Source organism: Streptomyces flaveolus, assembly GCF_044765825.1.
Lineage (GTDB): Bacteria > Actinomycetota > Actinomycetes > Streptomycetales > Streptomycetaceae > Streptomyces > Streptomyces flaveolus.
This window is the reverse complement of record NZ_JBIWKU010000002.1, coordinates 95,370-117,681: the sequence shown is the minus strand read 5'-3', so window position 1 is coordinate 117,681 and position 22,312 is coordinate 95,370. Positions and strand designations below refer to the sequence as shown.

The 22,312-nt window shown below is 70.4% G+C and carries 22 protein-coding genes and 1 pseudogene; 11 read left to right on the top strand and 12 right to left on the bottom strand.

Annotation, left to right across the window (positions count from 1 at the left end; all coding sequences use genetic code 11):
* Positions 1–32 precede the first annotated feature (32 nt).
* Together ACIRG6_RS05610 and ACIRG6_RS05605 are read left to right on the top strand one after the other, a co-directional pair.
* Positions 33–407 carry a winged helix-turn-helix transcriptional regulator gene (locus ACIRG6_RS05610; RefSeq protein ID WP_364685847.1) on the top strand — a complete coding sequence of 125 codons (375 nt, stop codon included), beginning with the start codon at positions 33–35 and terminating at the stop codon, positions 405–407.
* A 414-nt stretch (positions 408–821) separates the two neighbouring features.
* Positions 822–1,811, top strand: a complete 990-nt coding sequence (locus tag ACIRG6_RS05605; RefSeq protein WP_381696636.1) for an aldo/keto reductase — start codon at positions 822–824, stop codon at positions 1,809–1,811.
* A gap of 52 nt (positions 1,812–1,863) precedes the next feature.
* Here ACIRG6_RS05605 and ACIRG6_RS05600 read toward each other — a convergent pair whose 3' ends face one another.
* A complete protein-coding gene (locus ACIRG6_RS05600) occupies positions 1,864–2,460 on the bottom strand; it encodes a TetR/AcrR family transcriptional regulator (RefSeq protein ID WP_403320933.1) in 597 nt (198 codons plus the stop codon).
* Between the two features lie 54 nt (positions 2,461–2,514).
* On the opposite strand from ACIRG6_RS05600, the gene ACIRG6_RS05595 reads away from it, so the two are divergent.
* A complete protein-coding gene (locus ACIRG6_RS05595; protein WP_403320931.1) occupies positions 2,515–3,426 on the top strand; it encodes an SDR family oxidoreductase in 912 nt (303 codons plus the stop codon).
* Here ACIRG6_RS05595 and ACIRG6_RS05590 read toward each other — a convergent pair.
* On the bottom strand, positions 3,423–4,667 hold the full coding sequence (locus ACIRG6_RS05590) for an RNA-guided endonuclease InsQ/TnpB family protein (protein ID WP_403320928.1): 1,245 nt from the start codon (positions 4,665–4,667) through the stop codon (positions 3,423–3,425). The two genes, ACIRG6_RS05595 and ACIRG6_RS05590, sit on opposite strands and share 4 nt — an antisense overlap.
* A 27-nt stretch (positions 4,668–4,694) precedes the next feature.
* Between ACIRG6_RS05590 and tnpA the strand changes: the two genes are divergently transcribed.
* Positions 4,695–5,111 carry an IS200/IS605 family transposase gene (gene tnpA / locus ACIRG6_RS05585; protein ID WP_403320925.1) on the top strand — a complete coding sequence of 139 codons (417 nt, stop codon included), beginning with the start codon at positions 4,695–4,697 and terminating at the stop codon, positions 5,109–5,111.
* A 247-nt stretch (positions 5,112–5,358) separates the two neighbouring features.
* Positions 5,359–5,874, top strand: coding sequence for a GNAT family N-acetyltransferase (locus ACIRG6_RS05580; protein ID WP_403320923.1), 516 nt, complete (start codon positions 5,359–5,361; stop codon positions 5,872–5,874).
* Positions 5,875–6,083: 209 nt separating this feature from the next.
* Here the strand turns inward: ACIRG6_RS05580 and ACIRG6_RS05575 are convergent, their stop codons facing one another.
* The 4 genes from ACIRG6_RS05575 to ACIRG6_RS05560 all read right to left on the bottom strand — a co-directional run bounded on the left by ACIRG6_RS05575 (position 6,084) and on the right by ACIRG6_RS05560 (position 9,626).
* Positions 6,084–6,377, bottom strand: a complete 294-nt coding sequence (locus tag ACIRG6_RS05575) for a DUF1330 domain-containing protein (RefSeq protein ID WP_403320920.1) — start codon at positions 6,375–6,377, stop codon at positions 6,084–6,086.
* Between the two features lie 34 nt (positions 6,378–6,411).
* Positions 6,412–7,845 carry an MFS transporter gene (locus tag ACIRG6_RS05570; protein ID WP_403320918.1) on the bottom strand — a complete coding sequence of 478 codons (1,434 nt, stop codon included), beginning with the start codon at positions 7,843–7,845 and terminating at the stop codon, positions 6,412–6,414.
* Positions 7,842–8,204: a MarR family winged helix-turn-helix transcriptional regulator gene (locus ACIRG6_RS05565; protein ID WP_403321801.1), complete on the bottom strand. Its 363-nt coding sequence runs from the start codon at positions 8,202–8,204 to the stop codon at positions 7,842–7,844. Before ACIRG6_RS05565 ends, ACIRG6_RS05570 begins: the two co-directional genes overlap by 4 nt.
* Before the next feature lie 774 nt (positions 8,205–8,978).
* Positions 8,979–9,626, bottom strand: coding sequence for a TetR/AcrR family transcriptional regulator (locus tag ACIRG6_RS05560; protein WP_403320916.1), 648 nt, complete (start codon positions 9,624–9,626; stop codon positions 8,979–8,981).
* Between the two features lie 212 nt (positions 9,627–9,838).
* Between ACIRG6_RS05560 and ACIRG6_RS05555 the strand changes: the two genes are divergently transcribed.
* Entirely contained in the window at positions 9,839–11,302 is a 1,464-nt protein-coding gene (locus tag ACIRG6_RS05555) for an MFS transporter (RefSeq protein WP_364686428.1), read from the top strand.
* Positions 11,303–11,800: 498 nt separating this feature from the next.
* On the opposite strand, the gene ACIRG6_RS05550 is transcribed toward ACIRG6_RS05555, so the two are convergent.
* Positions 11,801–12,217, bottom strand: a complete 417-nt coding sequence (locus ACIRG6_RS05550) for a hypothetical protein (RefSeq protein ID WP_403320914.1) — start codon at positions 12,215–12,217, stop codon at positions 11,801–11,803.
* Between the two features lie 277 nt (positions 12,218–12,494).
* On the opposite strand from ACIRG6_RS05550, the gene ACIRG6_RS05545 reads away from it, so the two are divergent.
* A complete protein-coding gene (locus tag ACIRG6_RS05545) occupies positions 12,495–12,656 on the top strand; it encodes a hypothetical protein (RefSeq protein ID WP_403320912.1) in 162 nt (53 codons plus the stop codon).
* Positions 12,657–12,707: 51 nt separating this feature from the next.
* On the opposite strand, the pseudogene ACIRG6_RS05540 reads toward ACIRG6_RS05545, so the two are convergent.
* Positions 12,708–12,947: pseudogene (locus ACIRG6_RS05540) on the bottom strand (transposase); the annotation flags it as partial.
* Between the two features lie 515 nt (positions 12,948–13,462).
* Between ACIRG6_RS05540 and ACIRG6_RS05535 the strand changes: the two are divergent.
* Positions 13,463–14,461 (top strand): DUF1259 domain-containing protein, encoded by a 999-nt coding sequence (locus ACIRG6_RS05535; RefSeq protein ID WP_403320910.1) that lies wholly within the window; start codon positions 13,463–13,465, stop codon positions 14,459–14,461.
* Positions 14,462–14,616: 155 nt separating this feature from the next.
* Here the strand turns inward: ACIRG6_RS05535 and ACIRG6_RS05530 are convergent, their stop codons facing one another.
* From ACIRG6_RS05530 to ACIRG6_RS05520, 3 genes are all read right to left on the bottom strand, one after another.
* Entirely contained in the window at positions 14,617–14,826 is a 210-nt protein-coding gene (locus ACIRG6_RS05530; RefSeq protein ID WP_403320909.1) for a hypothetical protein, read from the bottom strand.
* Between the two features lie 348 nt (positions 14,827–15,174).
* A complete protein-coding gene (locus ACIRG6_RS05525) occupies positions 15,175–16,578 on the bottom strand; it encodes an FAD-binding oxidoreductase (protein ID WP_364686443.1) in 1,404 nt (467 codons plus the stop codon).
* Positions 16,579–17,011: 433 nt separating this feature from the next.
* The gene (locus ACIRG6_RS05520) at positions 17,012–17,860 is read right to left on the bottom strand and encodes an AraC family transcriptional regulator (RefSeq protein ID WP_403320907.1); all 849 of its coding nucleotides are present in this window, start codon (positions 17,858–17,860) and stop codon (positions 17,012–17,014) included.
* Between the two features lie 75 nt (positions 17,861–17,935).
* On the opposite strand from ACIRG6_RS05520, the gene ACIRG6_RS05515 reads away from it, so the two are divergent.
* Positions 17,936–18,781, top strand: a complete 846-nt coding sequence (locus ACIRG6_RS05515; protein ID WP_403320904.1) for an alpha/beta fold hydrolase — start codon at positions 17,936–17,938, stop codon at positions 18,779–18,781.
* 17 nt (positions 18,782–18,798) lie between these two features.
* Positions 18,799–20,049, top strand: a complete 1,251-nt coding sequence (locus tag ACIRG6_RS05510) for an FAD-dependent monooxygenase (RefSeq protein ID WP_403320903.1) — start codon at positions 18,799–18,801, stop codon at positions 20,047–20,049.
* A 507-nt stretch (positions 20,050–20,556) separates the two neighbouring features.
* Here the strand turns inward: ACIRG6_RS05510 and ACIRG6_RS05505 are convergent.
* Positions 20,557–21,099 (bottom strand): putative immunity protein, encoded by a 543-nt coding sequence (locus ACIRG6_RS05505; protein ID WP_403320900.1) that lies wholly within the window; start codon positions 21,097–21,099, stop codon positions 20,557–20,559.
* Positions 21,100–21,483: 384 nt separating this feature from the next.
* Here ACIRG6_RS05505 and ACIRG6_RS05500 point away from each other — a divergent pair, with 384 nt between their 5' ends.
* Positions 21,484–22,236, top strand: coding sequence for a helix-turn-helix transcriptional regulator (locus ACIRG6_RS05500; protein WP_403320898.1), 753 nt, complete (start codon positions 21,484–21,486; stop codon positions 22,234–22,236).
* The last annotated feature ends 76 nt before the right edge of the window (positions 22,237–22,312 follow it).

Below are 22,312 nucleotides of genomic sequence, written 5' to 3'. Positions count from 1 at the left end.
AGAAAGACACTTCAACGAGACCAGGTTTCGCCATGGATACCGCCGACGGACTCCGCATCGACGCCCCGCACCGCGAACTGCTCGACCAGATCCTCGACAAGTGGTCCCTCAGCGTCCTCAACGAGCTCTGCGAGCGCCCGTGCCGCTTCAACGAACTGCGCCGGGCCGTCCCCCGGGTCACACAGAAGTCGCTGACCGCGACGCTCCGGCGCCTCGAACGCAACGGCGTCATCGAGCGCGAGGTCGTCTCCACCCGCCCGGTGGCGGTCAGGTACCGGATCACACCGCTCGGCAAGACCCTTCGGCATCCCATCGACGTGCTGCTGGCCTGGGCCTCGCAGAACATGCCCGCCATCGAACGCGCACGCGACAATTTCGACGAGCGCGACGAAGCAACCGGCCTCTGACACGTTCCTGATCCTGGTGTCCGGGCCGGCCCAGGCAAAGGAAACGGCGAGGCGCCTCCGGGCCGTACAGCACTTGCCCGCGGGCGCGGGGAGAACGCCTGACGCGAGCGTTCCCAGTTCTCGTCAGCCCCGCCGGTCCGGTCGGCGGACTCCGGGGATCGCGCGTCCTGCCCCGCCCGCCGAGCGCTTGCGCTGGAGCGCACTCCAGGCCGTAGCGTCGTGGCGACGGCGACGGACACGGGCCGGGCGCCGGTACGGCCACGGCAGCGAGCGCAACGGGCGGCGGCTGTACGACGCGCCACCGCGCGGCACCGGCTCGGGATGCCGGTCAGCGCCATCTGTCGCTAGATGGACGAGGGGCTCTCCCTCCGCTGGGACGACGAACGAGCACGTAGGGAAGGACTGGCACACATCATGCAGAAGCGCAGCCTGAGGGACCTCGAGGTGTCGGCCATCGGCCTGGGATGCATGGGCATGTCCGCGTTCTACGGCTCCGCCGACGAGGACGAGGGCATCGCCACGATCCAGCGCGCCCTCGACCTCGGCATCACCTTCCTCGACACGGCCCAGATGTACGGCCCCCTCACCAACGAGTCACTGGTCGGCGAAGCGATCCGGGGCCACCGCGACGAGTACGTGATCGCGACCAAGTTCAACTACCGGATGGACAACGCCGTACCCGGCGACATCGGCACCGTCGGCCCGCAGGACGGCTCGGCCGAGCACGTGCGCAGCTCGGTCCACGGCTCCTTGCAGCGCCTGGGTACCGACCACATCGACCTGTACTACCAGCACCGGGTCGACCCGAAGGTGCCCATTGAGGAGACCGCCGGCGCGCTGGGCGAGTTGGTGGCCGAGGGCAAGGTGCGCTGCATCGGGCTGAGCGAGGCGAGCGCGGAGACCATCCGGCGGGCTCACGCCGTGCACCCGGTCACCGCCGTGCAGAGCGAGTACTCGCTGTGGTCGCGGGACGTGGAGGCCGAGGTGCTGCCCGCCTGCCGGGAGCTGGGGATCGGTTTCGTGCCGTACTCGCCGCTCGGGCGGGGCTTCCTCGCCGGGCGGTTCACCAGGCCGGACGAGCTGGACGCGGACGACTGGCGCCGTCAGAACCCGCGCTTCCAGGACGCCAACCTGGAAGCGAACCTGCGCTTGGCGGCCAAGGTGAAGGAGATCGCCGCCGAGAAGGAGGTGACCCCCGCCCAGCTGGCCATCGCCTGGGTACTGGCCCAGGGCGAGCACCTGGTGCCGATCCCGGGCACCAAGCGCCGCACCTACCTGGAGCAGAACGCCGGAGCGGTCGACGTCGAGCTGACCGAGGACGACCTGGCGCGCATCACCGCGGAGCTGCCGGAGGCGGCGGGGGAGCGGTACGACGAAGCGGGGATGCGGTCGGTCAACCAGTGACATCCTCTCCCGTACGGGCCATGGAGCCTTCTTCACTTGGCAGGGCCGTCTGTCACTGCAGTTGGCTGAATGCCTGGTCGGCATCGGCTACGGCTTCGGGGCGGACGTCGCGGGCGGTACGACCGTCGGCGATCTTCTGCCAGTTGGTCCGGGCGAGCACCCGCTGGACCGCGAGTACCTGGGCGGCCAGCAGCCGTGCCTGGATGCCTTCGCCGAGGGCATCCGCCAGTGCTTCCTCGTCCTCGAGCTGGTACCGCGTGAGCCGTCCTGCCAGGCTCGGTGTGGAGAAGACCAGGCGATGGAACGCCACCACCTCGGGATGATCGCTGAGGCCGGTGACGGGGTCGTAGCGATCGAGGCCGGCCCGGAAGTGCTGGTGCAGCGCCGCCACCGGCGTGATGCGGGACCCGCGGTCGCGTACGACGCGTGCGGCCTCGCCCTGGTGGTCCGCGAACCGGTACAGCACCAGGTCTTCCTTGGTGGGGAAGTACCGGAAGAGAGTGGGCTTGGAGATCTGGGCCGCGGCGGCGATGTCGTTGACCGAGACGCGGTCGAAGCCGCGCTCCAGGAACAGCGAGACAGCCGCCTCGCCGATGGCGTCGCGTGTCCGCTCCTTCTTGCGGGCCCGCAGTCCCGTCGACTCGCTCACCTGACCACCGTAACATTCATTACCGGGTTGCTTTTTTAACCGAGTAACGTTTTCATGGGCGGCATGACTCACCTGGACATTCCTCCCGTACTCGTAACCGGGGCGACGGGCCGGGTCGGCCGCGCCGTCATCGACCAACTCCTCGACACGGGCGTGCCGGTCCGCGCCCTCGCCCGTCGCTCCGAAGCGGCGGCGACGCTGCCGGCGAAGGTCGAGGTCTTCACCGGCGACCTCACCGCGCCCGATTCGCTCGACCCGGCATTGAACGGCGCCGGTGCGGTCTTCCTCGTCTGGACCGCCCCGCCCCAGACCGCCGAGGCAGTTGTCGAGCGGCTGGCAGCCCATGTGCGGCGGGTCGTCTTCCTCTCCTCCCCGCACCGGACACCACACCCCTTCTTCCAGCAGCCCAATCCCATGGCGGTGCTGCACGCCGGCATCGAGCAGCTCATCGCGGCCACCGGACTCGAATCGACGATCATCCGGCCGGGGATGCTCGCCTCGAACGCGCTGGCCTGGTGGGCGCCCGCGATCCGGGCCGGCGAGGTCGTCCGATGGCCTTACGGCACCGCCGAGACGGCACCGGTCGACGACCGCGACGTCGCAGCCGTCGCGGCACGGACGCTCTGTCAGGACGGATACGCCAGAGGCGACTACGTCCTCACAGGCGCCGAATCGCTGACCCAAGCCGCACAGGTGAACATCATCGGTGACGCCCTGGAGCGCCGGATCGCATTCGAGGAAATGACGCCGGACGAGTTCCGAAGCCTGTCGTCGGCCACGGCGCCCAGCACGATCGTCGACATGCTGCTCGCCGCGTGGAGCGCGGCGGTCGGACAGCCCGCGTACATCACCACTGCGGTGGCCGACGTCTTCGGGACGGCGCCGCGAACGTTTCGGCAATGGGCCGTCGACCACGCCAGCGCGCAGCGCGTTCACGGACGGTTCTTGACGTGCTCCCTGGCCTAAAGTCCAGGGATTCCGGCCTGGGTCGTCTGACCCTTCCGGGGGCTTCCTGCTTCACCGCGCTGTGCGGGCACGGCTGCCCGTCTTACCGGCGCTCCACAGGCGTTTAGCGTCTCCGCCCGTCCGGCGTCGACGATTCGGCGTCCCTCGAAGAGGACGTTGCGGGCCGCGTTGTGGTCGCGGTCGTGCACGGTGCCGCATGCGCCGCACTTCCATTCCCGGATGTGCAGGGGTTTGGGGCCGTCCCGGAATCCGCACGCCGAACAGACCTGGGAGGACGGGAAAGCGCGGTGCACCTTGGCGAAGGTACGGCCGTGCAGAGCCGCCTTGTACTCCAGCATGCCGACGAACGCGGCCCATCCCGCATCGTGCACGGACTTGGCGAGCCGGGTGCGCCCGAGACCGGACACCGCGAGGTTTTCCACGTACACCGCTTGGTTGTCGCGAATGATCTGTGTGGATGCCTTGTGGTGCCAGTCCCTGCGCCGGTCGGCAACTTTGGCGTGCTGGCGTGCGACCTTGATGCGAGCCTTGGCCCGGTTCTTGGATCCTTTGGCCTTACGGGACAGTTCCCGCTGAAGGCGCTTGAGTTTCTTCTCCGCCCGGCGCAGGTAGCGCGGGCTGTCGATCTTCCTGCCGTCGGACAGGACGGCGAACGTGGACAGACCGAGGTCGATACCGGCGTCGGTCTCCGCCTCGGGCAGGACGTCCGGTTCGGTGTCCACGACGAAGCTGAGGAAGTACCGGCCGGAGCTGTCTTTGGTGACGGTCAGGGACGAGGGTGTGGCCGGAATCCTGCGGGACCACTTGACCTCGAGGTTGCCGACCTTGGCCACGTACACCCGGCCGTCGTCGGTCAGAGAGAAGGCGTTGGTGTTGAGGCGGATCGACTGCCGGGTGTCCTTCTTCGACTTGAACCGGGGAGGGCCCACCTTGCGCCCCTTCCGCTTGCCCCCGAGGCTGTCGAAGAAGTTCTTGTAGGCGGCATCCAGATCCCGCAGGGACTGCTGCAGGACGACCGCCGACACCTCGGCCAGCCAGGCACGTTCCTCGGTGCGCTTGGCCTGCGTGATACGCAGCCGGGACAACTCCGCCGACGTCACGTACGGAAGCCCCGCGGCGTGCGCTTGTTTCCGGGCACGCAGGCAGTCGTTCCACACCACGCGCGCACACCCGAACGCGCGCGCCAGCGCACCACGCTGGGCGGCATCGGGATAAGCCCGGTAGTTGTAGCGGAGCTGCACCACAACGACATTACTACCACTGGTCTCATGGATGGGCAGAACGACTACAGGCGGGGCGGACACGTTGTTTCGGCGATGCATGTGCACTTGGTCTTCGTGACGAAGTACCGGCGCGGGGTGTTCGACGACGAGATGCTCGCATGCTGCGAGGAGATCATGCGCAAGGTCTGCGAGGACTTCGAGGCGGAGCTGAAGGAGTTCAATGGCGAACGCGATCACGTCCACCTGTTGGTGCACTACCCGCCCAAGGTCGCGGTCTCCAAGCTGGTCAACAGCCTCAAGGGCGTCTCCGCCTGCCGGATACGGCAGGAGTTCACCGGCCGGATCAACCGCGCCATCATGCAGGGGCACCTGTGGTCGCCCTCATACTTCTCCGCATCCTGCGGCGGAGCACCGTTGGCGATCGTCCGCCAGCACATCGAGCAGCAACAACGTCCGCTCTGACGTGCACGTCAGAGCAGCCTTGAGATGCATTCATCCCCGGCGTGAACGCCGGGGCCTTCTGCAAGAGTCCCGGTAACCTCATCGACCGCGACCTGCGCCCGGGCCGCCGTCGCTCCAGCCCGCACCCCGGGGTCCTGTGGTGCACCTCCACCCTCGCCCACACCCTCGACCTCGAGGACAAGGTCCGCCGGCTGTACGGGGAAAATTCAGGGGAGCGGACGGCCGCGCGCTGCTACGGTCGGGCGCCATGAGCTGGCTTCCCGATGACTTCGTCCACCCCGTCCTGGTACCGCTGCCGGGCGGTGCTCATCACCTGCGGCCGATCCGGGAGGCGGACACCCCGCTCGACTATCCGGCTGTGATGGGTTCGCGCGAGCGGCTGTGGACCATCTTCGGCCCGGCCTGGGGCTGGCCCGCGGCCACCATGACCTACGCGGCCGACCAGGCCGACCTGTTGCGGCACGAGAAGGAGATCGCCGCACACCAGTCCTTCAACTACGCGCTGTTCGACGCGGCGGAGACAGCGCTGCTCGGCTGCGTCTACATCGACCCACCGGAGCGGGCCGGCGCGGACGGCGAGATCTCCTGGTGGGTGGTGGACGAGCTGGTGGGCAGCAAGGTCGAGCAAGCACTCGACGCGCTGGTGCCGCAGTGGATCGCAGCCGACTGGCCGTTCGACCAGCCGCGCTTCCTCGGCCGCGAGATCTCCTGGTCGGACTGGCTCGCCCTGCCGGAGCATCCCGCCCCTCCAGCTGATCGCTGAAGGGGCACCGCCACTTCGTCCTCGATGTGCCCCGTGTCCTTTCCGGACTCGGTCGGACCGGGCACCGTCGGGCCGTGAGCTCTCCCGCACTGCTGGAGAGCAGGAGCGAGGCCAGTAGATGGTTCCCGGTGGGCTTTTCACATCGTCGTTCGTCGTGGGGTTCGGGCTGTGCCACAGAGAGCTTCGGTGAAGATCCGACTGGACCTCGGTCAGTCGATGCCTTCGACGATACGGAAGTCGCGCTCGACGCCGTCGGAGAGGGCGACCAGCGCCTCCTGATAGGCCGCACTCTCGCGCGCCGCGACGGCCTGCTCGAAGCTGTCGAACTCGATCAGGACGGTGCGCTCGGCGATTCCGGCGTCGTGCGCCACGACCCGACCGCCACGGGCGAGGACCCGACCGCCCCCGGCCTCGACGGCCGGACCGGCCAGCTTGCTGTACGCAGCCAGCTTCGCAGGGTCGGAAATGGTGCGGTAGACGCTGACCCAGTAGCTCTTGGGCATGGAACCTCCAGTGTGGGGATGAGCGCATCTGAACTTACGGGTTGGTCCAGGCCGAGCGTCGGCGGGCGAGAGCGAGACTTGTCAGTGTCGTGATCGCCATGGCGCCGATGCCGACCAGCGCCGCGGTGGTGTAGGCGCTGTCGTCGGGGAAGAGGTGGCCGGGGCCGGTGCCCGCGGCGAGGATCAGGCCGCCGACGGCGCTGCCCAGGGAGTACCCGACGCTGCGGACGACGTAGTTGAAGCTCATGGCGCTCGACGTCTCGCTCTTGGGGGTGACGGCCAGGATGACGCCGGGCATCGCGGCCGAGAAGCCGCCGACGCCGAAGCCGAGCACGCCCATCGCCGTGAACAGTTCGGCCAGGTCCGACCGGGCCGCCGCGAACAGGGCGAACCCGCCGCCGACCACGACGGCGCTGCCGGCCAGGAGCAGGGGGTCGGCGATCCGCGTCCGGACCCGCGGCGTGAGCTTGCCGGCGACGAACCCCAGCACCGAGAACGGGATGAGGACCAGCCCGGCGACGAAGGTCGTCAGCCCGAAGCCGTAGCCGGCGCCGTGCGGCGTCTGCGCGTACCGGGTGATGAGCGTGAGCAGGAGGTACATGCCGATCCCGCCGACGAACATGGCGAGATTCGCGCCGGCGACCGCCGGGTGCCGCACCGCCCGCACATCGACCAGGGGCGTCGTGCTGCGCAGCTCGATGACGGCCCAGACGCAGAGCAGCACCACCGCGACGACGGCGAGGCCCGCCGCTACGGCGAGGTGCCGGCTCCACAGATTCCGTTCGCCGGCGAGGAACAGCACCAGGACCAGCGCAGCGGCCAGGACGACCGCGCCTGCCACGTCCACGTGGGCAGAGCGGCCTTCGGGGGCTTCGGGCATGGAGCGCCAGGCGGTCAGGAGGGCGGCGGCGGTGACGACCAGGCCGAGGCCGTAGGCGGCCCGTACCCCGCCGAGCTCGGCGAGCAATGCGGCCAGCGGGTAGCCGACGCCGGCCCCGATGATCGAGACCACCGAGATCAGGGCGATCACGGCGCCGCTGCGCTCCTCGGGGAGGTGGTCCCGGGCCACGCCCATCATCAGCGCCGTCAGCCCGAGCCCGACGCCCTGGGCCGCCCTGCCGGCCAGCAGCCACGCGAACGGCAGCGGCAGCACGGTGAGCGCGCTGCCGGCGACGACGACCGCCAGCGTGGTGAGGATCGTGGCCCGCCGGTGCGGGCCGGCTCCGAGCCGGCCCAGGACCGGCGTGGCGACGGCGCCGCTGAGCAGCGCGACGGTCAGCGTCCACTGCGCGCTGCCGAGCGAGACGTGGAACGAGGTCGCCACGCTGGTGATGAGCGGCGTCCCGAGGCTGGCGACCGCCGCCACGACCAGAGCGATGAAGATCAGGGCGGGGACCAGCAGCCGCGCCTCGGAACGCCCCACCGGGAACGCCTTCACCGCGGCCCCGCCGGCCGGCTGCCCGGTCACCGGCTCGGCCCTTCGCGGTCCTGGCTTTCGAGCTCTGCCAGATGCTTCAGCGCCGGAAGGGCCGCCTCCAGCGCCTCGACCTCGTCGTCGGTGAGCTCGCCGATCAACCGCTCGAACGCGTGGATGCCCGCCTGGCGCCGCGTCCGGACATAGGAGGCGCCGGCCTCGGTCAGGCACACCAGCGTGACCCGCTTGTCGGACGCGTCGCCACGCCGCTCGACCAGGCCGGACTCCTCCATCACCCGGACCAGGGTGGTCATCGCGGGCTGGGTGACGCCCTCGGCCGCGGCCAGATCGGTGATGCGCCGCGGGCCGGTCCGGTCCAGGGTGGCCAGGGTGGCGGCGGACGTCAGGCTCATGTCCCGGGGCAGGCGTCTCGCGGCCCTGGTGGCCAGGCCGTAGAGGGCTGCCCCGATGGCGGCGGACGCGCCAGGAGTGGTGTCTTGACGACTCATGCTCGAAGCATAGCCGTTTTTATATTCATAGCTTATGGAAATGCCTCGGGTGCCTCCATGTCCGCTTCCCCGGCAGCGCCCTCCCGGCGCAGGCCGAGGTGCTCCGGCAGATCCACTGGCCCGAAGCACTTCTTGGTCGACGGGCGCGGCAGGTTCCGGCCGCGCACCGAGCGCGATGGCCGGCCGCCGTCGCGGTGGGACCTGCGACGCCAAGCGCGTCAACGTCATCACCGACATGGCCACCGCCGTCTCGGCCCTGCCCGACATCCATGCCGCCTCCGGCGGCTGCGCCCGACAAGCATCTGGTCGACGGCGGTTACCGGGACTCTTGCAGAAGCCCCCGGCGTTCACGCCGGGGATGAATGCATCTGAAAGCTGACGTGCACGTCAGAGCGGGCGTTGTTGCTGCTCGATGTACTGGCGAGTTCGTGGACAGCCACCGACTCGAGCGGCATGCCTGAAGGCGGCGCGGACGAGCCGCACGGGGAACGTACGCCGTACGTTCCCCGTGCCGTACGCGATGCGCACAGTTGGAGAGACGACCAGCAGGCGGTCTGCGCTCGGTCCCGAGCTCAGGTGTACATCTGCGAGCCGTCATCACCTCAGCCCCCGGGGCGAGGACCGGCTTTCGTGCCGGGTCCCGGGGGCGACGCCGGCGGCCATCGGGATGTCTCGAGGTCAGGTTCCGGCCTGGAGGCGCAGGCCCGCCAGCGTCAGGTCCAGCGCGGCGAGGAACTGCTCCCGGTCGTCGTGACCGGCGAACTCGTCGGCGATCTGCCGTACGAACGGGAACTCCTCGGCGTCGAGCGACCGCCACGTCTCGGCGAAGCGGCCGAGGTACTCCTCGCGGTCCACCTCACCGTCGAGCAGTTCCTGGGGGATCTCCGCACCCAGGTCGGCGGCCGTGCCGACCACGACACCCGTGATCGCCGAGACGGCGTGGAACCGCTGCCGCGGGGTGAGGTCGAGGCGCAGGGTCTGCCGGCCGAGCCGCTCGTACAGCCGCAGCGAGTTGCCCTGGACGTCGGTGTTGCGCATGAAGTACGCGGACAGCCACGGCCGGTCCACGATCGCGTCGAACAGCGCGATGGCCATCGCACGGAGGTCGGCGACGGGGTCGTCGCTGTCCGGGCGTTCCTCCACGGTGGCCAGGACGCCGCCGATCGCGTGGTCGGTGGCGCGGTCGAGGAGCTCGTCCTTGTTCTGGACGTACCAGTAGATCGTGCCGACGCCCGTGCCGAGCCGGGCGGCGAGGGCGCGGAACGTCAGCGCGGAGCCACCGGCCTCGTCGAGCACGGCCACGGCCGCGTCGAGGACGGCCTCCATGGAGTGCGAAGCGCGCCGGCGCCCCCGGGGGGACCTTTCGGCAGCGGAGCGTGCGCGTGTCGGCGGCGGTGTCATGACGTCCATCAAAGCACAGTTGCCTCCATATCGAACGAGGTTCTATGGTAGAACAACGTTCCATCATAGAACAATGTTCCATAGTCGAACGTCGTTCGATGCTCGGCGTCGTTCAGCGTTCAGAAAGGAGGCCGGTCATGACCGCCACCACTACCGACACCGGGCCCGTTTCCAGCCGTGCCTACGGATCACTGCGGGCGGCGTGGATCCCGCTGGCCGCGCTCTGCCTGGCCTTCTTCGTCGAGATGGCCGACAACACGCTGCTCTCGATCGCGCTGCCCACCATCGGCCGCGACCTCGGCAGCGGCACGACCGCCCTGCAATGGGTCACCGGCGCCTACTCGCTGACGTTCGGCGGCCTGCTGCTCACGGCGGGATCCCTGGCCGACCGCCTCGGACGCCGACGCGTCCTGCTCGTCGGCCTCGCCGCTTTCGGCCTGTTGAGCCTGACCGTCGTCGCCGTCGACTCCACCGGGCAGCTCATCGCCCTGCGGGCCGGACTCGGCATCGCCGCCGCGGCCATGGCCCCCATCACCAACTCGCTCGTCTTCCGCCTGTTCGACGACCAGGCGCTGCGGATGCGCGCGATGACGCTGATGATCGTCGTTGGCATGTCCGGGTTCATTCTCGGCCCGCTGCTCGGCGGCACCGCGCTCGCCCACGTGAGCTGGCAGTGGCTCCTGCTGATAAACGCGCCGATCGCCCTGATCGCGGCCATCGGTGTGCGGCTCGGCGTCGCGCCCGACCGGCCCCAGGACCTCACCGACGACAAGCTCGACCTGCCGGGCGCCGTCCTGAGCGTGCTCACCATCGGCCTGGCCTGCTACGCGCTGACCAGCGGCGTCGAGCACGGCTGGCTCTCCGCGGCCACGCTCGCCTCGGTCCTGGGCGCCGTGGTCGCGGGCCTCGCCTTCGTATGGCACGAGCGCCGTAGCAGGGCCCCCATGCTGGACCTCAAGATCTTCTCGAACGGCACCGTGCGCGGCGCCGCCCTCGCGCAGATCGGCACGTCCGTCGCGATGGCCGGTGTGATGTTCGGTCTGATCCTCCATTTCCAGTACGCCTACGGATGGAGTCCCGTGCGGGCCGGTCTGGCGAACCTGCCGCTCATCGTGACCATGATCGCGGCGACCCCGCTCTCGGAGTGGCTCGCCAAGAGGTTCGGCCACCGCGTCGCCTGCCTCGTCGGCGCGGCCTGCCTGTCCGTGGCGCTGGCCGGCCTCGCCTGGGGCGTCGGCCACGGATACGCCGCCATCGCGGTCTGCATGGTCGTGATGACCATCGGGCTGCGCACGGTCATGACCATCTGCGCCATCGCCCTGGTCGAGGCGGTGCCGGCCAACCGCACCTCGATCGGCACCGCGCTCAACGACACCGCCCAGGAGGTCGGCACCAGCGTCGGCACCGCCGTCGTCGGCACCCTGATCGCCGCACTCGTCACCACCCAGCTGCCCGCGGGCGTCTGGAACAGCGACCTCGTGCAGTCCTTCTTTCACGGCGAGCGCATCACCTATACCGTGCTCGCCGTGATCGTCGGCCTGATCGCGGCGGGCGGCGCGCTCACCCTCACCGACTCGCACGCCACCGAAGAGCCGGCCTGAGACAGGTGCAACCGAGGTGCTGGCGGTGACCGATGGCCGAACTCCACTCGGCCGATGAGATGAGCTCACCAGCATCGTTGGATCATTGCGGGACGGCCTTTGTCGACAGAGCCGTTGACTGGGTTTCCGTGGCGAGCCAGGCCACTCCCGCATGACGCCCGCGGCTGCTGTCGTGCTACATGAAGCCACAAGTGGTGCCACGGGCGAGGTAGTGCCGACTGAGCGGATCGGGCGCAATTCCACGTGCGGAACGGCGGATCATCAGGGTCGATGTGATGAGTCCTCGCCTCCTCCGATGCACCATGCCCCGCGGCTCGGGGCGATGTGCCCAGTACACCGCGCCGGCCGGCCCCACAGGGGTCATCTGCCATGCGAGGCAACGCCTTAGCCCACGGTGGGGGAGCGGGCCGGTCTTGCCGAGGGACCGGATGCGGCACGCGCGCACGACGTCTTCGGCGAACGGGCAGCCTTCTGGCGCCATCACATGGGGGAGGCCGATCACGATCGGCGTTCGGCCTGTGCCTGTGCCGGTGGGACGGTCGCGGAGAGGGCGCGCAGATCGTCGAAGGCGCGGGTGAGATGTGTGTCCAGGCTCTGTGAGGGGTCGTCGATCCAGGCTTGGGCCGCTTGGTGGAAGGTAGCCCAACCGGTATGGGCTGCCAGGCCGGCCAGCCGGTCGGGGACGCCGCGCTGCCGCAGCGCCTCTGTCAGCGCGTCGGTGAGCGACGCGGCCTTGGCCAGGTCGCGTCGCTCATGCCCGCCGGCCGGGAGACCACCGAGAAGGACGAGCCCGACACGGCCGGGATCGCCGCCTTCCGCATCGCAGGTGAACGAGCTTGCCTGCGCCTCGCCGCCCGGGACGTGCGCGCGAGCGTGGTCCGCCTCGCTCCCACCGTCCACGGCCCCCAGGACCACGGTTTCATCCCATGCTCATCGCCACCGCCCGAAAGACCGGCGTGTCGGCCTACGTCGGCGACGGCACCAACCGATGGCCCGCCGTACATCGGCTCGACGCGGCCGTGCTGTTCCGCCTCGCACTGGAGAAGGCACCCGCAGGCAGCCGTCCTGCACGGAGCAGCCGAAAGCGGCGTCACGCTGAAGAGCATCGCAGAGAAGATCGCCCGGGGGTCTGGATCTGCCCACGCTCTCGCTGACTCCGGCCGACGCCGCCAGGCACTTCGTGAGCCCGTTCATGGCCACCGCCTACGGCTTCGACGGACCCGTCTCCAGCGCTCACACCCAGGAACTGCTCGGCTGGTCGCCCACCCTCCGCCCGGTGATCGCCGAACGCGGACAGCCCCACGGCACCGGCCTGGGCACCCTTCCGTTGGGTCGTCTAAGGGTTGTCCCGTAAGTGATCTCGGATTCGTTGCGGACGGGAGCGGTCGGGCCGTGGCTGGCTCAGCTATCCGCCGAGGGCAAGGTTGTGCAGGCGGGCGAGGCCGAGCATGGCGTGGTGAACGCCGTTGCCTTTCAGCCGGCAGTCGCGGCGGATCTTCCAGCCCTTCATGCGGGCGAAGGCGTGCTCGACGCGAGCGCGAACTCGCTTGTGGGAGCGGTTGTGTTCTTCCTTCCACGCTGGAAGTTCCTCGCCCGCCTTCGTGCGGTGCGGGAGTACGAGTCCGGTGCCCTGGTAGCCACCGTCTAGACGAGCCCCGTGAGGTCTTCGCCCAGGACGGTAACACCCTGTCGGCTGAGCACGACTGCGGGATCAAGAACCGCGATTTCTTGTTCGTTCGCTTCGAGGACTCCAACTAGCGCGGACAGGGCTGCCGCTGGGCCCAGCATCGGCGACAACGGCGGATGTGCCGACCGCAGCGAGGGCAAGTCCGGCGACAGTGGCAGCAAGGCGAGCACGAGCGCGCATGAAGAGTTCCTTGTGTCGGAGCAGATCGGTCACCGGGGGAAACGATCTTCCAGAGAGCCGGTGTCGACATCATGGTGTGACCTGCATCACTCGCTCCCCTGTGAGGCAAGGAGGAGCCGCGACTGACAATCAGGCGTTACGGGACAACCTTTGGCCGACGGTCGCCTGGCTGCACGGCTTCCGCTGCCTTCGCATCCGTTGGAGGACCAGTTAGCCCACCTGGCTGGCGTGGCGGTGCCGGTCACCGGCCCGTGCGGTCTCTCGTGCTTCCATCACGCCAGGAGGCATACGACATGGCTGACGACCGACAGCAGAACACCCGCTTCGGGCCCCCGGCGTCCCGGCGCCGTGTGCTGGCCGCGGCTGCCCTGGCGCCCGTACTCGCCGGGATGCCCGCCCGCGCCGGCGCCCTGTCCGCAGGACCGGAGGACGGCGCGCCGGTCGAGCCCGTGATGACCGCACTGGCGGACTGGGCGGAGGTGGGCGAGGCCCTCGGGCGGACCGGTGACATGAGGCGGTTCATGTACCACACGGGCTTTCCGCGCTGGGACCTCACGGTCTTCTCCCGCGGCATCCGGGTCGACCCCACCCTCGCGCTGGGCACGCATGTGTCCTTCGTCCGTTACGCCGACCACAGCACCCTCTTGATGGGCGACACCGTGGTCACCGAGCGCGAACTGCAGCGCTTCAGCGACGTCCTGCACCGGCACGGGATCGAACAGACCGCCATCCACAAGCACCTGCTCGCCCATGAGCCGGACGTCTGGTGGATCCATGTGCACGCCCACAGCCACGATCCGGTCCCCGTCGCCCGGGGTCTGCGCGCCGCGCTGGAGCGCACCGGCACCCCGCTGGCCCAGCCCCCTTCCGTCTCGCCGCCCGCAGACCTGGACACCGCCGCGATCGACGCCGCGCTGGGTATCGAGGGCTTCGCCGACGGCAGCATCTACAGATGCACGTACGTCCGCCGCGAGACCATCACCGACGGCCATGTGATCCTGCCTCCGGGACTGGGCTCCACCAGCGCCGTCGGCTTCCAGCCGCTGGGCGGTGGACGGGCCGTGCTCAGCGGCGACCTGGCGTTGGTCGCCCACGAGGTCCAGCCCGCCCTCATGGCCCTGCGACGGGGTGGAATCGAACTCGTCGAGCTGCATCATCACAACCTGACCGACGAGCCGCGTCTGTTCTTCGTCCACTACTGGGCCGTCGGCGATGCCGTGAGCCTGGCCAAGGGCCTTCGGCCGGCCGTGGACGCCACCAACGTCGTACCCATGCCCGGAGGAGCGGCCTGACGGCCGACGACAACGAAGCGATCACTTGCCCGTCCGGCTTCGGCGAAGTCCTGGACGGCGTCCCGCCCCGGCCGACCTGACGCATCGCGGTTCCCCCCGCACGCGTCCGGTTCGGCTTGTGGGACACGACCGAGCGGGCAGTCCGCCGGACTGCTTCACGTGACGTCCGGATCGCCTGCTGGTCGGCCGTTCCCCTGCATCCGGCGCTGCAACTCGCCGTACTGCCGCTCAGCTTCTTCGCGGCGCCGGCGTACGTCCTCACGGAGCGCGGGACGGTCAGCCGCCTCGTAGGTGTCCCCGCATGCCTTCAAACGCCGTCGCATCTTCGTCAGCTCGTCCTCCACCCGCGCCGGCGCGGAAGCCATCGTCACCTCGGTGACGGGTTGGGCGGCCGCGCCGTCGACGCTACTGCTGAGCCGCTACGACCTGGCGGGCCGGCTGCGGTTCACCGCGCGGACGGCGCCCCTCGCGAGAGTCGCCTCTGCCCGCCGGTCAATGCCGCGTGACGACTCGGCCTGGCCGAGGCAGAACCTGCGTGTGACCGTCTTCTACTGCACCAAGTGCGGAACCGCGCTCACCGGGGATCTGGTGGCGCTTCCAGCTGGCTTCGCTCACGTTCAGCAGCAGCGTTTCGGATGTCGGCACGGGTTCCTCGGGCCCGTAGCTGGTGACCGCGTCACCGCCCGGGCACTGCGCCGCGGGCGGCGTCCGGTTCACGGTCTGCGCGCGGCTTGTGCGAACAGGCCCTCCGGATCGTACGCTGCGCGGGTGCGCTCGAGCCGCTCCTCGTGCGAGCCGAAGACCGCGCCGTGCAGCTCGCCCGCGTCCTCACCGAGCCCGGCGAAGTTGACGTAGGTCCCGCCGCTCGAGAACGGCTTCATAGCGTCCCATGCCGAGCGTGCCCACCCGATCGCGGCCTCGTCCAGCGCGGGGTCCCGCCAGCCCGCGTCGATGCTCACGTTGTAGCGAGCGGACCGGTGTGCGAACGCGCTGTCATCGGGGTCCACGCGCGCCACAGCGCCGCCCAGGGTGCGGATGACGATCAGGCTCTCCGGGGTAGGCCGCCGCAAGTCCCAGTCCAGCAGGGTCCGGAGGGCCTCGTCCGTCAGCTCGTCCATGAAGTGCGACTTCATGAAGTAGCGTTCCCCGTCGGGGAACCGCCAGGTGTTCGCGCTCTGCAGTGCGACGTACGGCAGGGTCCCGCTCAGGTCCATGAGGGGTGGGCCCAGTTCCCGCTGCGGAGCCAGCGCGGCGGTCGCACCGTTGCCCGGCGGGCCGCCGTACACGGCTCCGACCATCACGCACTTCGACCGCCGCAGGTCCTCGGGGATCGCGGGGTCGGCGGGGACACTCCAGAGCAGGAGCTCCGGCGTGACCGTCTCCGGCGCGCTGTACGTCGCGTCCCGCCAGGCCCGCAGCACCTGCCCGGCGCGCTCGTACGGATGCAGAACGAGTACCCCGGCCACCTCCGGGCCGAGCGGATGAAGGCCGAACTCGAAGGACGTGACGACCCCCAGGCCCCGGCCTCCGCCGCGCGCCGCCCAGAACAGGTCGGGCTCCTCCTCCCGGCTCGCCGTGCGCACCGTGCCGTCCGCGGTGACGATCTCCATCGAGCGGACGCTGTCGCAGCTCAGCCCGAACGTCCGCATCACGAACCCGAATCCGCCGCCGAGCGTGAGGCCCGCGATCCCGGTCGCCGAAATCTCCCCGCCCGGTGCGGCCAGCCCCGACAGCTGTGTCTCACGGTCCAGCTCGCCCCAAGTCACGCCCGCCTGGGCGCGCGCGGTGCGGGCCGCGGGGTCGACGTGCACGCCTTTCATGTGTGACAGGTCGATCACCAGGCCGTCGTCGCACACGGCGCTGCCCGCGACCTGGTGCCCGCCCCCGCGAATGCTCACCACCGGCCGATGCTCGCGCGCGGCCGTCACCGCCTCGACGACGTCGGCGGTTCCGGCGCACCGGGCGATCACCGCGGGCTCGCGGTCGATCAGCCCGTTCCACACGGTTCTGGCCTCGTCGTAGGCGGGGTGGCCGCGGTCGACCACTTCCCCTCGCAGCCCCGATCGGAGCCGCTCGGCCAGTGCGTGTTCGGGTGCCTTGATCTGCTCGCTCGGCATGGGATCACCTCTCCCGGCGCAACGTGCGAGCTGCTCCTCTTTCCACGCTATGCCTGATCGGACACCTCGGCATTGCGGCGAGGGGATGTCCGACATGCCGCCAGGGCCGTGCCCCGTCCCGAGAGCACGGGCCGTTCCAGTCGGCCGAGTCGTCGGTGTCCGCCGTGGCGGGGGTCGGGTACGGGTTGGTGCCCCGGCAGGGGTATGCCGGGTGCGCCGTCGTGGAAGAGCCCCGCCCCGGGGCCCCAGGTACCGGCGCCACGGCGCCTTCAGCGGCGAACAGCCCGGACGCATCGTCCGCGAGACCCGGCACGCTGAACTCGCCCACTTCCGGCAGGCCCCGTACGGCCGGTTCGACGCCATCCCGCTCTTCCTCGTCCTGCGGGTTGCAGGGCACCGTTGCCTGCAGTCGGCCTGACCCGGGCGACACCCCTCAAGGCGCGGCGGTCGTCCCGTGGCCGGGCCAGGCCAGGTGGTCGACGGCGAGGAAGCGCTCGCGGGCCAACGTCGCGGGGGTCGCCTCGGTGAACGCCTTGACGTCCCGGTGCAGGTGGGACTGGTCGGCGTAACCGGTGTCGGCCGCGACTCGGGCCGCGCCCTCGCCCTCGACCAGGCGGTGTGCGGCGTGGTCGAAGCGGACCAGCTTCACCGCGCGCTTGGGCGGCAGGCCGAGCTGCGACCGGAACCGGGACCACAACCGCTTACGGCTCCACCCGACCTCGACCGCGAGGTCGTCGACCCGGACCAGGCCACGGCCGACGACGATCCGGTGCCAGGCCCAGGCCACCTCCGGGTCCACCTGCGGCCCCGCCTCGTGCCGGCGCGCGAGCAGCGCGTCCGTCAGCGCGAAACGGTCCTGCCACGACGAGGCGTCACCGAGTCGCTCCCGGATCCGGGCCGCCTGCCGGCCCCACAGGTCGTCCAGCGGCACGGCGATGCCGTCGAGGTCGGCGGGGGAGACGCCCAGAACCGCACGTGCGGTCACCGGGGACAGACGCACCTGCACACACTCGACGTTCTCGCCCCGCGCCCGGACCGCCCCTGCGGACCCGAGCCCCGGCCCGGCCACGAGGCTGCCCCGTTGCTGCCGTCCCGGGGCACAGTCGAGGAGGGACGAACCGGCGCCGAAATCCAGGAGCAGCGTCACGGCGGGGTGGGGGACGATCCGGAGCGTGTGCAAGTCACGGACGTGGAACCCGGCCATGGCGACCCCGGTGACCCGGCTGGGCCGCCGCGGGCGCACCACCCCCCACACAGCCGCACCGTGCACGAACGTCTGCATCCCCTCATGCTAGGTGAGCAGACTGGGGAACATTCGTCCAATCCCGCGGAGCGTACCGGCCGACACAGTGGGCGCATGACTGTTTCCGACGGCGACAAATACGCGAGCAGCCGCACCCGGACCACCCTGTCGCTGCGCGACGGCGACATCCACGTGCGCGAGGACGGTGCCCGCGACGCGCCGGCACTCCTGCTCATCCACGGGTCCGCATCCTCGACCCGCTCCTGGGACCCGATGGTTCCGCTGCTGACCGGCTCCCACCGGGTCGTCCGGATCGACCTGCTCGGGCACGGCCGGTCGGCCAAACCGGCCGGCAGCAGCTACGCGCTTCCCGACCAGGCACGTCGGGCCGGCGCGGCACTGGACCGCCTCGGCGTCGAGCACGCCGTGGTCGTCGGTCACTCCAGCGGCGGCGCAGTCGCCACTGCCCTCGCGGAACTGCGGCCCGATCTGGTGACCGCGCTCGCGCTCGTCAACACCGGCCCCAGCCTGGACGCCCTGACCGCAACGGGGACCGCGGCGACGGGCCCGTCGCAGTGGCCACCGACCGACGAGCAGCTCCGCAGGTTCGCGAGTACCGGTTTCAGCCGCGAGGGCTACCGGATCCCGGAAGAGCTCCTGGACGACGTGCGGGGCATGACCCTGCACACGCTCACCACCTCAATGGGAGCCACCCGCTCCTACCTGGAGCAGCGGGCGCTGCCCGACCGGCTGGCGGACCTGGGCAAGCCCCTCCTGGTGATCTTCGGTGAGGACGACCGCAGGTGGCGCTCCTCGTCCGCCTTCGACTACCGAACCGTACCGGGCGCGAAGATCGAGTTGCTGCCCGGTCTCGGACACTCGCCTCTACTGGAGGATCCGCCGCGCACGGCCGCCCCGCTGCTGGCCTTCGCCGCCTCCCACTCCTCACGAGCTGACTGACCGAAGGGAGGGGCATCATGCGGATTCTCGTCTGCGGCGCCAGCATCGCCGGTCCGGCCGTGGCCTACTGGCTCACCCGGCACGGCTACTCCGTCACCGTCGTCGAGCGCGCGCCGTCCCTACGCAGGACCGGCGGCCACGCGGTCGACCTGTTCCGGCCCGCGATGCACATCACGGAGCAGATGGGGGTGCTCCCGCGCGTCGAGGAACTGGCCACCCGCACGCACCGCATGACGGTCTGCGCGGAGGGCTCACGACGGCCCGTCCACGCCGACCTCACCAAGATCTTCCGTGCCACCTCGGACCGGCACCTCGAGATCATGCGCGACGACCTGAGCGAGATCTACTACGACGCAACACGCGACGACGTCGAGTACGTCTTCGGCGACTCGGTCACGGCGATCTCCCCCCACGGCCAGGTGCGGTTCGAGACCGCCGCGCCCCGCCGCTTCGATCTTGTCATCGGCGCCGACGGACTGCACTCCACCGTGCGCCGCCTCGTCTTCGGCGAGGAGTCACGCTTCAGCGCCTTCACCGGGGCCCACCTGGGCGTGCTGACCCTGCCGAACGTCTCGGGCCTCGACGGCGAGCTCCGTATGCACGTCGGCGTCGGCCGAACCGCCGGCATGTACGGCGCACCGCACCTCGACGGCGCCCGGGCCCTGTTCCTGTTCCGGAGCGAGCGTGAACTCCTCTGCCACCACCGCGACGTGCCCCGGCAGAAGGAGCTGCTGCGCGGTGCATTCGCCGGACTGCACGCCGAGGTGGACCGCTGGCTGGACGAACTCGACCGCACCCCGGCGTTCTACTTCGACTCGATCACCCAGCTCCGCATGGACACCTGGTCACAGGGGAGGGTGACGCTCGTCGGCGACGCGGGCTACTGCCCCGGTCCGGCCGTCGGCGGCAGCACCAGCCTGGCCGTCCTCGGCGCGTACATCCTCGCCGGCGAGCTGGCACGGGCGGGTGGCGACCACGAACGTGCCTTCCCCGCCTACGAGCACGCGATGGCGCAGCACGTCCGCGGCAGCCGTGCCGTCGCGCTGAGCGCGGCGAAGACCCTGATCCCCACGTCCCGCCTGGGCGTGCGGGCTCTCGCGCAGGGTGCCCGCCTCATCTCCGCCCTGCCCGCGGGCCCCAGCCGCGCCCTCGTCCGTCTCACGACCAAGAGCGCACGCTTCTACAACTCCGTGACCGTCGACGACTACCCGCCGTCACCCAGCGCACCGGAACACCAGGCCGGCCTCGCGGGCGACCCCGGGCTCTAGGGGATGCGCTACTGCTCGCTGCTTCGCAGGCGGCCGGCCCTCACCGTTCCCCGCCTCGCCGGGTCGGTCCGTGCGGCGTGTGAGGGTGTCGGCGCGGGCGACCGGCTTCGTGGCCGGCAGCCAGGTGGTCGCAGGCGCCGGCCGTCGGCTGCGCGGCGGTCAGGCGCGGCCTGCACGAGCGGACCGCGTCCCGCAACGCCGCCTGGAGGGCCCGACCCCGTACGCGGGGCGGTGTCGAGGCGGCGGGCAGCAGCAGCTCCCAGGCGGCGCGGCGGCCGGTGCAGGCCCGTACCTCCATCTCGAAGAGGCAAGCTGACAACCTCGCCGAACGCTCCGCGGTCACCATCCGCGCCACCACCGGCCGCTGAGCCACCCCGCCCGGCCTGTCGGGCCGCCCCACGCCCTCTGGGGTGGCCCGGCACCGCCCATCCGCTGTCAGCCGTGCTGCCCCACTGTCCGCGCCCCGGGCGGGGCCCGGCCCACCGTCAGCGTTCCGCACGCTGAGCGTTATTCAGTGAGAGTGCGGAGGTCAGCGTCCAGCATGCGGATCAACTCGCCGACCCGTCCGCCGCCGTCCGGCGCTGCCGGGAAGCGTTTGAGCACGTCCACGACGACCGGTGTTGCGCGGTGCACCATCCGCTTGAGGTGTTCAGCACCGACGCGCCGATCGTCGTCGGCGACGATTTCGGCCGCTCTGGCTGCGTAAGCGCCGGCTCCGAGAATGTGCTTGACCTGCGTGGCCTTGGCCAGCGGATGCAGATAGGCGGCACCTGCCGCAGACATCGCTGCCCACGCTGCCTCGCGCGCAGCCGCTGTGTGCGCGCTCTTGGCTGCCTTGAGGGCGGCCGACGCTGTGTCGCGCAGCGCTTTCCCGCGCTCGCCGCCCTGGGCGAATGCCCATGCGGCAGTGATGGCCTCTCGAGGCCGCGAGTCGTCCGGCTGATCAGCCTCGAATATTTCCAGGACGGCCTGCGCGCATGCCGCAGCGAACGCGGTTACCTCACGAAGATCCTGCTTGCTCAGAACGATCTTGCTCGCTTCCCCTGTCATGCTCCCATCCTGGATGATTCGGCCGAACAGCGCGGCGGGAAGCCGGTCTTGGCCGCTTTGCTGGTTCGATTCCGGGCGCGCCCTCTCCCACCCGGCGCCTGCGCTCGGCCGTGCCGCGCCGTGCCGTGCCCGCCCCCCGGCCCGGGCCCGGCCGCGCCGTGCCGCCCGCCGCCCTGTCCTGTTCCCCGGCTTGTGTGTTGCCGTGCTCGCCCCCGGTGCCGGACGCTTCGCCTGGAGCCGTGATGCATCAGTCGTCGTGACCTCCTCCTCATCGTCTGGTTCCACCAACAAGTCTTGGTCTTATTGATCATGGAGGTCAAGACGCGCAGGAATCCGGACGTCAGGAACACTTGTGCCTACGTGTATGGGGGTTACGGTGGTGTGGTGGCTCCCGATCAGACAGCTCAGACCGACGCGGTCGGCAGCGCCATCGACTCCGTCAGCGTCCTGAGCGAGGACTCACGGCGGCGCATGTTCGCTTTCATCCGCCGTGCCGGCCACGCCGTCACCCGCGACGAGGCCGCCGCGAGTGTGGGCATATCCCGTAAGCTCGCCGCCTTCCATCTCGACAAGCTCGTCGACGCCGGCCTGCTGCACGCCCGCTATGAGACGCCCGGCGGGATCCGCAAGGTCGGCAGGCGGCCGAAGGTGTACGAACCCACCAACGCCCAGATCACCGTGAGCATCCCCGACCGGCGCCACGAACTCCTGGCGGACCTCCTCCTGGACGCTGTCCTGGCCGAGGAGGCCGACGAGAACGCCACGCAGGCGGCCATGCGGACCGCGAAGCAGCGCGGCCGGCAGCTGGGCAAAGCGGCGCGGGAGGAGACCCGGCCCGGGCGTTTGGGTCCCGAGCGGGGGCTGACCGCCTGCGAGGGGCTCCTGGAGAGATACGGCTACGAACCCGTCCGGGAAGCTCCGACCCGGCTGCGGCTGCGCAACTGCCCCTTCCATCCGCTGGCCGCAAAGGCCCCCGACCTGGTGTGCGGCATGAACCAGGCATTCCTCAGCGGCTACCTCACCGGCCTGGAGGTGGGCGGCATCCAGGCCGTCCTGGCCCCCGAGCCGGGCGAATGCTGCGTACAACTGGGCCCGAACGGCACCGATCGCGATGACCAGATGCCCCAGGACCACTGACACGCCACCGGCTACCCGCCCCCGCGGGCCACCGACGCGATGCACACCCCTGCCCGCGGCACAAGGATCGAAGGAG